The organism is Lentisphaera profundi (assembly GCF_028728065.1).
GTDB classification, from domain to species: Bacteria; Verrucomicrobiota; Lentisphaeria; order Lentisphaerales; family Lentisphaeraceae; genus Lentisphaera; species Lentisphaera profundi.
Genome location: NZ_CP117812.1, coordinates 687069 through 699551, shown reverse-complemented (window position 1 = coordinate 699551; position 12483 = coordinate 687069). Strand labels below are relative to the sequence as shown.

Genomic DNA, 12483 nt, shown 5'->3' with positions numbered 1-12483 from the left:
ACAACTCTAATTATTTTTATGATTTTCATCTGAGTGATTCACCTAATAGAAACTCCAGTAATAAAGCATCTCCTATGGAACCTCCTGCACCGTGACCGCCATCAACTTTATAATGAATTAGATCCCCATTTAGGTAAGAAAACTTTTCTACTTTTTTGTTTAATCGTTCACCCTTCTCTAACTTATCTCCCGTATAGCCCATCGCTTTGGCCCATATAAAAATTGACTCCTCAGCTGCGACAAAAGGAAGTTTTCCGTCTTTAGCGGGGATTCGTTTAGAGTCGCCACCTTCATAGGGAACTAAGCCATCCTGAGTTCCAGATATATTTAATAGGCGAATCCCTTTGAGTGGATTGGCTACCTCAATATAATTATTATTATGCCCGCATTTTTTAAAGTTCTTACCATCGTATTGGTAGCCATTGAGGGGGCTCACAGCTGAAATGTAATTTTTTATACAAGTCATCTGAGTCTCTATGGCAATCTGATTAACTAGGGCCGCTCCATTGGAATTCCCCATGATACTGAACTTAGTCGCATCAACATTATCGTACTTCTGTAATTCCTTAATGATCGATTCCACAAAGGCAAGGTCATTCGACTTGGCTCGCTCCGAAACGATGTTCCAACTCGCTTTATAGCCTTGAGGGAAAACCATAATAAAATGATCCTTGAGCAGCTTCTCCTGCTTCATGAATTTTTTCATTGATGCCTCAGCCTTGCCTCCATTGCCATGCAAGAAAATAAAGACAGGCCATTTCTTTTGAGCGGATTTTTCGGGTACTCGCACAATGTATTTTCGTTGGTAATCACTTTCCTGTGCCCAAGTCTGAGCAATGAAATAATCATCATTACGCAAGTCTTTTGCGTTTGTCGCAAAAACTACTACGAGAAGGCTTAAAATATACTTCAAGTCAAACTCCCATTTTCATTCTACAACGAAAGCTTCCATAAATACCAATGCTCATCAGTAAATTTAAAACTGAGAAATAAAGCTTCTCATCTTTTCGAGAATGGCTTTTCGTTCGACTTCATACTTATCTAGCTCCCCCTGAGTTTTTTTGATCTCAGTTTGCACACGCTCAGGTGAGTATTTTTTCTCTTTACCCGCTTTAAGCTTTTTGATGCGCCCTTCTTTAGCTTTGATTAAATGCCGCAGTTTTTCGGACTGCTCGGTCAAGTCGGCAAGCTCAGGCGAACCATTCTCAATCAAGACACTTGCGAGGACTCGCACTGAGTCAACTCCCCCCATCTCACCGTCAACAAAATACTCAATAGCTACGTTTTTTACATATTTAAATTGAATCCAATCCAGCATATTGATCATCGTCCTAGACTGATTTCCATCCTTAGCTATGGCACGAATTTTTGCGAGTCCCGCCGATTGTTTGCCCTCGCGAATCAAGATCCAGCTCGCATAGGCCTGCTGAAGTGTTGATTCATCTTTGCGATTTATGAAGGACTCGAGTGCGCTTAGAACTTTCGCGTTCGCCTTTAACTTACCTGCGAAGCTCAAGTTCAAAAGACCCAATACCGACCAATGACGTTTACCAATATATTTATCGTCTAATGAGTCGACAAAGAGCGAAATATTAGCTGGATCATATTCTAAAGACTTATCGGCCATCTCGATATATTCCGCCAAGGGGTAGAGCTCGGGCTTGCGTACGTATTCATAGGCTGTGAGCTCATGCTTACGAAGCTCCTTAACCATATCATATTCAGATATGAAGCCACTATCGAAAATTTTAAGCTGCCATTCGCGTAAGGCACGACGCATTTTTTGTATATCAGACTTGTGTGCCAAGGCCACATTCTTGACGTTATCATAATCTTCATTATAGAGGTAGAACTCATCACTCTCACGATGATCACCAAAGAAGCGGGATTCAATTTCATTCGTTTTGCCATCGAGGAAATACTGCTTCCAGGCACGTGTCGCCTCCATATTATAAGTATAAGGCAAGAACTGGCCATTGGGTACAAAGGGCATGTAATTACGAATATATAAATACTTGTCATCACGAACCGAACGCACCATATCCATGCGATCATCCATGCGATTCCTAAAGGAAAAAACATACTCGGGCTTAGCCTCTTTGTTTTTACCCAGAAAAACTCGCCCCTGCATCTGCTTAACTTGTTCTGAAGTCGCTCCCCCCAGGCTCAACCAAGTCTTGGGAAAATCAGTGAAGCTCACCAATTCATCCACTTTCATGCCCGGCTTTGACGCAGGATACAAATGCTTAAATTTTTGCGGAATGCGCACAATCAAGGGGCAATGGGTCCCACTATTATAAAGGTAACGCTTGGATCGTGGCAATACACCACCATGATCTGACGAATAGATAACAATCGTATTTTCTGCGAGGCCATTATCTTCAAGATCCTTTAGCCAGCCCGCGACTTCACCATCGAGCTTCATCATGCACTTATTGTATTTATCGTACACAAAGTGCATTCCCGGAAGATCGGGGTGATAAGAGGCTAAATCCTGCGCTTTTTCCACTTTATCTTTCTCGGGCTTAAAACCTCCGAAGGAACGTGATTCATGCGTGGCATGTGTATTAAATACGTGAATGAAGGGTTGGTTTTTCTTTAAGTTTTCCCAAACAATTTTCTTGGAATCATTCCAAGTATCATTGGCATTGCGCCCACGTGGCCCACGTAAGTTGTAGTCGCTCTTGGCATCATCACCTTTGCTCGTATAGTAGCCGATCTCTTGGAAAATCTCTGGGTAATACTTAATGTGGCCAGGGACCTCAAAAGCACTTCGCATCCCCTGAGTTCCCATGGAAATCGCATTGATGCCGGTAATCCAAGTCGAACGCTGGGGCGCACATACGGGCACCGAAGCATAGGTATTGGTAAATAAAAAACCCTCCGTGGCCATTTTATCTAGAGTCGGCGTCGGCTTTGCCGGATTTCCATAAGCGCCTAACCAACGAGCTCCATTATCTTCGCTTACTATCCAAACAATGTTTGGTTTTTCACTTGCTGCGGCCTGGAGCTGACTAATCACCCCTGTCAAACCTACTAAGAGACTGCAAAAAATTCCTTTCATCATATATAAACCCTAATTTAGTTAAACTTGTTTATGACTTAATTAACCACGCAAACAAAAAACTTAACAGTTTTAAATATTTTTTACAAAATAAGATTTATTTATGCTGGCGAGACGCCCGTGCTCCCAGGGTTTATAGAAAGTGAGGTTTATTTATGCTGGCGAGACGCCTGCTCTCCCGGGCTTGCTTTACAGGGATTATTTTAGCTTCCCGTCTTTTTGATCCATTTATCCTTAAGGGCTTTTTCAAGATCGATCTTATGGAGATCTGCATTAATGATTGCTAAAGCAATGATATCGACAAGCTCCTGCGTCATACGGTCTTTTGACTCTACATCATTTAACTTTTTTATTGCAATTCCCTGCTCAATCATGCGTGCTTCAGCAAATTGTCCGATTTCTTTTACTAAACTTAATGCCGCAAATTCTTTATCCACTTTCACCTGAAATTTTTCAGCATACCAATCGGCATTGCGGCAAATTTCTAAAATCAATTCATTCAAAGTCATTTATCCCACCAGGTTTATTGTTTATAATCCAAAAAATATAACTTCAAACCATGACTTTTTTAGTTGCCCTAAAGGGTGGATACTCTTCTAAACCTTCTTTATTAAGCCCTAAGTAAAGTACCCACAACTGTACGCCAATAATTAAGCTCACCAACAAAAAAAGCAACTGAGTCGACCAGCTGCTTCATCACATATTAAATCTCACAATATTCATTTACCTATTATCATTGCAATAAAAAGGGAATTGTCCTTTAGCATAATCCTTGTACTTAAAGTAGGCTGGAATAGTATCAAAAACTGGACCGTAATAAATAAAATTCGCGTGACCATCGGCAAAGAGCATGGGGAATTTTAAAGACTTTTCAAAGTGCCACATGAAATTATTTGGTGCATTAGCTGGGTTAGATCCTGTACCCCACGACCCCATCAGGGATCGACTACTTGTTAAAACATAATCCTTAGGAACCGTTACATTATTGATTGATTTATTCTTATCATAAACGGCATATTCATTCCAATGGTAACTACTGCCTCTTCTTTCATAAGTCGTTCTACCATCTGGCACCACTGCACCACCACCGTCATCCCAATTGCCTTTATCTGAGGGGCATTCCCACATTTTCGTTGAGATACCAAGGTATTCTTCGTATGCCTGCGGCGCCTTATGGTGCCCTTTATGAAAATAAGTGTCATTGTCCATTACATACATAAAGGTGGCGACCCCCACCTGCTTTAAGTTACCTAAGCAGACTGCTGATTTTCCCCGTTCGCGGGCTTTACTTAAAGTGGGCAAGAGCAGGCTCGCCAAAATGCCGATAATGGCAATAACAACCAATAGCTCAATAAGAGTGAATTTTTTATTTTTCATATTTGATCTCAACTTTTAGTTTCCTTTAAAGAGTCTATTAACAATGATTTCATCATTCTAAACAAGCCCTTGAAAATAAATCAAAATAATATTTTCATTGTGCACTTTCATCACTCATGGATATAAAAAAATAGCTAATCAGCTCAAGGACTTTATACTAGCTAAATCCGTGAGCTAGCTTTGTAATAATCTCCTAGGGATTTTATTTTCAGAACTTTCTACATGAATACCAGAAGATCTTTTAAAAAAAGCTGTAAGTCAACGAAGGCGAACAAATCAAAATGAATCCCCATAAACTAGGGGCAAAGCTTCTTAGTCGCCTAGCCAAAGATCTTGCCAGATGCACTCCGACAGATCATTCTCAAGTGCTATTAAAAAATAGCTTAAAGTTATAATTTCCAATAAAAAATCCCACTTAATCGCCTATATTGTAGTAGCTTACACCGACAATAACAGCAAGTGGGACTTTCAATGTACGATACTCTTTTTCCCGAATATTTCATCGAGGAATTACGGCAAACTATAGGAATTTTATGCGGACCATTGAAGATTGCGGGGCAAATCATACTTCGTCCTGAATTTCAAGAGATCAAAAAGGCAATTGAAGATGATCAACTTCAGTTGAGTAAAGATAGAGCCGCCACTAGAAACCGCGAGTTTAAAAACAGCTCTACCCAAAAACACCCCCCAGCTGAATTGGTGGTGGCGTTGTTCATAGCCCGTCACTTTTATGATAATTGTTACGGTGAACGAGGCTATAGTATGCTATGTGAGAATAGTTCCTTGCAGCAGTTTATTGGGCGCTTGGGCATAGGAAGCTTCCCTTCACGCAATACGATTCATGAACAAGTCTCTGCTCTTTCTGAGAAGACCCTTAATCTTTTTCATCAAGCTATTTTGAACTGCGTTAAGGAGTGTGGCCTGGATGATTTTTCAGCAGTGATTATTGATTCTACAGCCATTAAGGCCGATTCAGCGTGGCCTGTCGATAGTCAATTACTAAAGAACCTTAGTTGTAAAATGATGAAAAATATCAGTGACGTTCATGATCAGCTTCCCTGTGTTGAGCGCAGAAAGATCCCTCTCAAACGCCTGCAAAATTACTGTGATTATATGAGTAAACTGGATTTCGAGATCTCTATGCTTAAAGGAAAAAAAGGAGCAAGAAAAATGAGGCAAAAGTTTTATACGCAAGAACTTTTACCGAGGTGCCGAAAATTTATTATTCGCCTGGAGAAGACTCTTCCTCAAATTAAACAACACTGTGAAAGTGCCAAAGTTCTGATGATTGACGAATGTCTATCTCGCTTCATAGATAAAGTTTTGATGGTTGAACATCGCTTCAACATGGCTCCTAAGGACTACGATACGAAGACGGCACGGAAAATTTACAGCATGAGTGATAATGATGCAGCATTTATTAAAAAGGGTGGTCGAGAAACCGTATTTGGCTACCGACCAAATTTCGCCTTTAGTGCCAATGGTTTTCTGACATCATTCACCCTAGAATCTGGAAATACTAGTGACAGCAAGGCCTTCAGTAATTGCCTTGATGAAAATAAAAAGATGACGGGCGAGACCGCAATGATGATCAGTGTGGATGACGGATATAGCTCTGCCGCCAATTTAGATGATGCCATCGAAAAAGGGGCGACATTAGTCAGTGTTAGTGGCTCAAAGGGAAAGAAGCTCTTAGGAGAAGATATTTATGAGAGTGAAAACTACCAACTTGCGAGAAATATCCGATCAATTTCCGAAGCAGGTATTTCAAAGCTGAAGAACTATCACAACCTTGAGCGATTTACCGTTTGTGGCTTAAAGAGGGTTCGTCAAGAAACTCTCATAAGCGCCATAGGATTCAACTTGGAAAGGATCTGCCAGTTATTATGTCAAATAGAGGTTGAGGTCGCCGCATAGAATGTCGGAGTGCATCTTGCCAGACAGGCTACTAGGACTTACAACCCATATAATTTAGAAGGAGTCATTACAATAAAAAGGATATTGTCCTTTAGAATAGTTAAGGTACTTAAAGTAAGCTGGAATAGTATCAAAAATTGGACCGTAATAAATGAAGCTCGCATGGCCATCGGCAAAGAGCAGGGGGAATTTTAAAGACTTTTCAAAGTGCCACATGAAATTATTAGGAGCATTTGCTGGGTTACTTCCTGTACCCCACGAGCCCATTAGGGACCTACTACTTGTTAAGACATAATCCTTAGGGACTGTTACATTATTGATTGATTTGTCTTTATCATAAACGGCATTCTCATTCCAATGATAACTACTGCCCCTGCGTTCAAAAGTGGTTCTACCATCTGGCACCACTGCACCACCATTGGCCCAATTCCCTTTATCTGAGGGACATTCCCACATTTTCGTTGAGATACCCTGATATTCTTCGTATGCCTGCGGCGCCTTATGGTGCCCTTTATGAAAATAAGTGTCATTGTCCATTACATACATGAAGGTGGCGACCCCCACCTGCTTTAAGTTACCTAAGCAGACTGCTGATTTGCCTCGTTCGCGGGCTTTACTTAAAGTGGGCAAGAGCAGGCTCGCCAAAATGCTGATAATGGCAATAACAAGCAATAGCTCAATAAGAGTAAATTTGCGCTGGCTTATTTTCATGAAAAATCCTTTGTCTTAAAGTAACCCTCTCTATAAGCTTATTATAAGGACTATTTAATCAATACGCAAGTCATTATTGTTATTTTTTACGAAATATTTATTATTTTACGTATATTTAATAATATATTACGATATATTAATCAGGGATTATCTACTGCTTAGCCATCATTTATTTAGCTATTTTTTAATAAAAAACTCTTATACACAAGAGGTCACTCTCATAAAAAGAAAGACTATGAATATATATTACGTAATATCTTTAAAGCCCTAAGTATATAATAGAATAATTATTGAGTATCACACACTATTTTAATTCCACGGTGTAGTTCACTAAACTACTCAATCTATAAGGAATTTTATGAAGCTCCTACTCTGCCTATGCTTGCTCTTTGCAAGTACTTCTTTCGCCAAAGAAAAAATGAACGTTCTCTTTATCTCTGCCGATGACCTCAACTGTGACATAGGTCCTTATGGGAATACACAAGTAAAGACCCCAAACCTCGACCGCCTCGCTAAAATGGGCACGGTTTTTGATCGCGCCTATTGTCAACAAGCTCTTTGTGGCCCAAGTCGTGCCAGCATCATGTCGGGCTTACGCCCCAATAGCCTAGGTGTTTTCACACTCAACGATGAATTGCGTGGGAGAAAACCAAATTTAGTCACCATGGGTGAATTCTTTCAGCAACAGGGCTATTACTCAGGTCGTGTAGGTAAAATCTATCATTACGGAAACCCCACCTATATTGGGACTAATGGTCACGATGATGAACAGACCTGGACTGAGCGCTTTAATCCTATAGGTATAGACCGAACTCAAGAAGAGAATATCATCCGTTATCCTGGAGGGAAGACAGGCAAGAAAGGTGGCCTCGGTATTTCAATGGCTTGGTGGGCCCCAGAAAGTAAAGATAGCGAACACACCGATGGCTTAGTTGCTGATCGCGCCATCAAAATGATTGAAGCTAACAAGAACAAACCTTTCTTTATTGCCGCAGGTTTTTTTAACCCTCACTGCCCCTACGTCGCTCCAAAAAAATATTTTGACCTGTATGACATCAAGGACATAGAGCTCCAAGAGATCGATGACGCTAAAAAGGAGCTACAAGATGTTCCTCCTATGGCAATTCAGCGCGATGCAGGAAAACGCTGGCCCTATTACTATAATGGACTCACACGCGATGAAGCTAAGCAATCTAAGCTTGCCTACTACGCGACCGTCTCATTTATTGATGCGCAACTTGGGCGCATCCTCGATTCACTAGAAGAAAACAACTTAACGGATAAAACTATTATCGTCTTTTGGTCAGACCACGGCTACTTCCTCGGAGAAAAAGGCTTGTGGTTCAAGCGCAAAGCCTTTGAACGTTCTGCACGGGCCCCCCTGATGATTGCTTCACCGGGCTTGAAGAAGGGTCAAATTTGTAAAAGCCCCGTAGAAATGCTGGATATTTATCCGACACTTGTTGATCAAACAGGCTTCAAAATCCCTTCCGAGCTCGAAGGCTTGAGCTTATCTCCCTTATTAAACAACTCAGAAGCCAAATGGGATAAGCCAGCCATCACTCAAGTCCATCATTCCTCCAATAAGCAAGGCTACTCCATTCGCACAAAAAAATGGCGCTATACCGAATGGAACGAAGGCCGTGATGGCAAAGAGCTTTACAAGCATGAAATCGATCCCGAGGAAGCCACCAATCTCGCCTCGAATCCCGAGTACACTCAAGTCATTGCTCAACTTAGCAAGCAAGTACAAGTCTATAGTAAAAGCTATGTAGCTAATGCCAGCAAAGCTAAAAAAGGCAAGAACAAGAAAGTAACAAAATAAACAACTACGACTTCATTAAGAATTTTCACTTGAGTGTTTAGAACACAAGCCCCACTGTTAATCAAGTCTATGAATCATTACACAATCAAAACGAGCAACTGACATGCACAAATTTTTAAAAATATTCGCTTTATCTCTCCTACCTTTCTTTATCAATGCTAATGAAAGACCCAATATAATCCTGATCCTTGTTGATGACATGGGCTACTCAGACTTGGGCTGCTTTGGCAGTGAAATCAATACTCCTAATATAGATAAATTAGCTGCTGATGGCATCAAGTTCACTCACTTCACTAACAATGCAAAATGTGAAACAACTCGCACTAGTCTCATGTCAGGTCGCTATCACACCGAGACATACAAAGACAACCACAGCACAGTAACTATCCCCGAAAACCTCGGCCTAGCGGGTTATCAAAATTGGATGGTGGGTAAATGGCATATTTTTGATAAACCCATGAAACGTGGCTTTGAGCGTTACTTCGGCTTTCACGAAGGCGCTACCAACTTCTTCAATGGTGAAGGCACTGGCGGTGGCTACTCCTACTTCGATGATGAAACGCCATACGAAATGCCAAAGGACTTCTACAGCACCAATGCCTTCACCGATTACGCCATCAAGTACATAGATGAACGTAAAAAGGAAAAGCCTTTCTTTATGTATATGGCCTACAATGCACCCCACTACCCACTCCAAGCCCCCAAAGAAGAAGTCATGAAATACCGTGGCAAGTACATGGATGGTTGGCAAGCCCTGCGTAAAAAGCGCTTTAAACGCATGAAAGAACTCGAGATCATTCCGCAAGATATGTCGCTATCTAAGCCCGAGTCCAATATCAAAGATTGGGATAAGCTCTCCCAGGAAGTCAAAGATGATATGGACTTGCGCATGGCCGCTTATGCCGCCATGATTGATATCGTCGACCAAAATGTAGGTCGTCTAGTCAAAAAACTCAAAGCGGATAAAATCCTCGATAACACGCTCGTTATTTTCCTCAGCGATAATGGCGCTTGCCCTTTTGATCGTACTCGTAAGCCCACTAAAGAAAACAATCTCATGCCATGGGATCCAGCTTCGTATATCTGCTACCCTGCTTCTTGGGCCAATGCCTGCAATACCCCCTTCCGTATGTATAAGCAAAATCAACACGAAGGCGGCATTGCCACCAGTATGATTGCCCACTGGCCTGCGGGCATCACTGTTCCTGGAAGCTTCAATCGTCAGCGCGGTCACCTCATCGACTTCCATGCGACTTTTCGCGACTTAGCAAAAGTAGATTACCCCTCCGAGTACAAAGGCAATAAGGCGGCAAAAGTTCGCGGCATCAGCTTAGTCCCAAGTTTTCAGGGAAAAGCACGTCCCGAACACGAGTTTATCTACCAAAATTTCTCCAATAGTAAAACCGCCTTCGTCATGGGCAAGTGGAAGTTGGTCAATGCCAAAGAACTCTATGACCTCGAAACTGACCGTATTGAAAGTAATGACCTCAGCAAAAGTCGTCCTGAACAAATGCAGCTCATGTTGACTGAGTGGCAAAAGCGTGACCTCGAGTTAAACAAAGGACACGCCTCAGTCAATAAGCCACAAAAAAAGAAAAAGCAGCCGAAAAAAGCTAAAAAGAAATAAGGCTAAAACTATTAATTCGATAGCGGGACAAAGACCTATGTTTACCTGTGCAAGAAAAGGCATTTCCTTGCAGGGAGGCTCGAGGAAATAGAGTCCCTTCCTATGGATCGCATCTTGCCTTCTATTCTACTAAGCGAATATTTTTATATAATACCCAATTTAACGATGTAGCTTTTTTGTAAGGGACAATTACGATCGTGCCGAAGATACGACGAATAACTCAGACTATGGTTTTCAACCATAGGATCGTAATTTTACACCCCAACCCGTTCTGAAGGAACGGCGCATAGATAATCTCTCTAGCTAGAGAGATTATTTAAAAGATTTTTTTCATTAGGCATCCAAAGCGACACTTAGCTCACGTATCTAGATTATCTGATAATCAATTTTAGGCTTCTATAATGAATAAATTTTCAAGCTCTCTTTGCCTTGCGGCATTATTAAGTACTTCCTTATCGGCTAAAAATAACTGGCGCATCGATAGTAATGACGAATGGAAAGCCGCCACTTCTCAGGCTACTGAACTCAAAATTGATCAGGGCTTAGTTCAACCACAAGCTAAAAATGCACAGTTTTCTAGTATCATTAAGACCTTTGACGAAAAACAAAAACTTGATACGATTCAATTTAAGCAATCGCCTATATGGGATAACTGGGAACAAATTGATGACATCACCCCAAAAGGCTTAGGCAATGCCTATGTCTTTCTTCCTGTCGCTCCCGGGGATTACTATATTCTAGCTCAGCCCCCTAGACCAAAAGTCACATACCCGAAAGGCCTCTCAAAGACCGAGAAAAAGAAGTTTTTAAATAAATATTACAAAGAAAACCCTGACAAAAAACCGAGCGGAGGCTATGACGCTTGGCATAGTACAGATCTCAAAAGTTGGACACATTGTGGGCCCATTTCAAAAAGTAAATGGGTTACGACAGCTGAATACGCTGATGGAAAATTTTACATTTATTACGACGAGCCCAATGACCAGGATCCACACCTCATTATCGACGAGAATTTAAAGGACGGTAAAATAGGCAAAGAAATGGGTAAAGTCTTTGATGACCCAAGTCATGGCTCTGATATTGCCGCTTTTCGCGATGAAGATGGCACTTTTCACCTTATTTATGAAGATTGGAGTCCCATTAATGCTCAGCAAAACGCCTGGGATTCACCTCTCGCCGGACGTGTAAGTAGCCCCGATGGTATCAATGGTTTTACTTTTGGGCAACACCCCAACATCATTGATCACCGGACGACACCAACAGGTAAAAAAGGAACCTTCAAACACGGGGCCACCAAAGCCGTCAATGGTACCGGCATACTAGAATATGAGATACATGAGCCTAAACAAAATGCTTATGGCGACTATAGCGTGATCAAAATTGGTGAAGATTACCACATCTTCTGTGATTATGATCCTGCCGATCATTCACAGAACATGCGCATGGGGCGCTTCACTGGCAATGATTTGAACAAAGAATTCACCTGGTCGGGTTCAATGGGCGACGGCTTTCATCCAGACCCAAGTGTCGGCTTTGCCGAGGGAAAATTTTACGCTGTCATGCAAAAAGAAACTGATTTCATGAGCTCAGGTCCATGGCTTGATGGCGTAGAAGCCAGAGCGGGAGCTGATAGCAATGGCGATGGTAAAATTGATCAATGGACTGACTGGCAAAAAATTAAAGAAAGCTATAGCCAAAAACCCGGCTTTGCGCGCATTGTCGACGTCGAAGTAGCTTCTCTAAATTGCAGTGACTTAGCGGCGAGTCAGTCTTTTCAATTTGAGTTCCGCACAAGTGGAATTCACAACAAACTCAAAAATGAAATCATCCACCCCGTCATCGATCGTGTCGAGTTAAACTTTAAGTAAACTAAATTCTAAAGCTCCCCTGGTATTTTGTTCTAATAAATAATCAGGGGATTACCCATAAAGCGGGGCTCTGCCCCGATCGCCGGGTCTAGGG

The 12483-nt window shown here is 41.6% G+C and carries 9 protein-coding genes; 4 read left to right on the top strand and 5 right to left on the bottom strand.

All coding sequences use genetic code 11. The annotated features are described in order from the left end of the window. Positions 1 to 25 precede the first annotated feature (25 nt). The 4 genes from PQO03_RS14360 to PQO03_RS14345 all read right to left on the bottom strand — a co-directional run bounded on the left by PQO03_RS14360 (position 26) and on the right by PQO03_RS14345 (position 4441). Positions 26 to 913, bottom strand: a complete 888-nt coding sequence (locus PQO03_RS14360) for an alpha/beta hydrolase family protein (RefSeq protein WP_274153879.1) — start codon at positions 911 to 913, stop codon at positions 26 to 28. 63 nt (positions 914 to 976) lie between these two features. Next, positions 977 to 3067, bottom strand: coding sequence for a sulfatase family protein (locus tag PQO03_RS14355; protein ID WP_274153878.1), 2091 nt, complete (start codon positions 3065 to 3067; stop codon positions 977 to 979). Positions 3068 to 3267: 200 nt separating this feature from the next. Next, positions 3268 to 3573 carry a nucleoside triphosphate pyrophosphohydrolase family protein gene (locus PQO03_RS14350; RefSeq protein WP_274153877.1) on the bottom strand — a complete coding sequence of 102 codons (306 nt, stop codon included), beginning with the start codon at positions 3571 to 3573 and terminating at the stop codon, positions 3268 to 3270. Positions 3574 to 3787: 214 nt separating this feature from the next. Continuing rightward, positions 3788 to 4441: a type II secretion system protein gene (locus PQO03_RS14345; RefSeq protein ID WP_274153876.1), complete on the bottom strand. Its 654-nt coding sequence runs from the start codon at positions 4439 to 4441 to the stop codon at positions 3788 to 3790. Between the two features lie 471 nt (positions 4442 to 4912). Here PQO03_RS14345 and PQO03_RS14340 point away from each other — a divergent pair, with 471 nt between their 5' ends. Beyond that, positions 4913 to 6358 (top strand): transposase, encoded by a 1446-nt coding sequence (locus PQO03_RS14340; protein WP_274150944.1) that lies wholly within the window; start codon positions 4913 to 4915, stop codon positions 6356 to 6358. Positions 6359 to 6412: 54 nt separating this feature from the next. Here PQO03_RS14340 and PQO03_RS14335 read toward each other — a convergent pair whose 3' ends face one another. After that, positions 6413 to 7069: a type II secretion system protein gene (locus PQO03_RS14335; protein WP_274153875.1), complete on the bottom strand. Its 657-nt coding sequence runs from the start codon at positions 7067 to 7069 to the stop codon at positions 6413 to 6415. Between the two features lie 358 nt (positions 7070 to 7427). Between PQO03_RS14335 and PQO03_RS14330 the strand changes: the two genes are divergently transcribed. The 3 genes from PQO03_RS14330 (at position 7428) to PQO03_RS14320 (ending at position 12389) form a co-directional block, all read left to right on the top strand. Beyond that, complete coding sequence (locus tag PQO03_RS14330) at positions 7428 to 8894, top strand: sulfatase (RefSeq protein ID WP_274153874.1); 1467 nt, start codon at positions 7428 to 7430, stop codon at positions 8892 to 8894. Between the two features lie 103 nt (positions 8895 to 8997). Beyond that, complete coding sequence (locus PQO03_RS14325) at positions 8998 to 10521, top strand: arylsulfatase (RefSeq protein WP_274153873.1); 1524 nt, start codon at positions 8998 to 9000, stop codon at positions 10519 to 10521. A 401-nt stretch (positions 10522 to 10922) separates the two neighbouring features. Then, positions 10923 to 12389 carry a glycoside hydrolase family protein gene (locus PQO03_RS14320; protein ID WP_274153872.1) on the top strand — a complete coding sequence of 489 codons (1467 nt, stop codon included), beginning with the start codon at positions 10923 to 10925 and terminating at the stop codon, positions 12387 to 12389. The last annotated feature ends 94 nt before the right edge of the window (positions 12390 to 12483 follow it).

What these genes read in the sequence shown, in the direction of transcription:
- PQO03_RS14355 (WP_274153878.1), bottom strand. Translation starts at nt 3,067, where the DNA reads ATGATGAAAGGAATTTTTTGCAGTCTCTTAGTAGGTTTGACAGGGGTG.
- PQO03_RS14350 (WP_274153877.1), bottom strand. Translation starts at nt 3,573, where the DNA reads ATGACTTTGAATGAATTGATTTTAGAAATTTGCCGCAATGCCGATTGG.
- PQO03_RS14345 (WP_274153876.1), bottom strand. Translation starts at nt 4,441, where the DNA reads ATGAAAAATAAAAAATTCACTCTTATTGAGCTATTGGTTGTTATTGCC.
- PQO03_RS14340 (WP_274150944.1), top strand. Translation starts at nt 4,913, where the DNA reads ATGTACGATACTCTTTTTCCCGAATATTTCATCGAGGAATTACGGCAA.
- PQO03_RS14335 (WP_274153875.1), bottom strand. Translation starts at nt 7,069, where the DNA reads ATGAAAATAAGCCAGCGCAAATTTACTCTTATTGAGCTATTGCTTGTT.
- PQO03_RS14330 (WP_274153874.1), top strand. Translation starts at nt 7,428, where the DNA reads ATGAAGCTCCTACTCTGCCTATGCTTGCTCTTTGCAAGTACTTCTTTC.
- PQO03_RS14325 (WP_274153873.1), top strand. Translation starts at nt 8,998, where the DNA reads ATGCACAAATTTTTAAAAATATTCGCTTTATCTCTCCTACCTTTCTTT.
- PQO03_RS14320 (WP_274153872.1), top strand. Translation starts at nt 10,923, where the DNA reads ATGAATAAATTTTCAAGCTCTCTTTGCCTTGCGGCATTATTAAGTACT.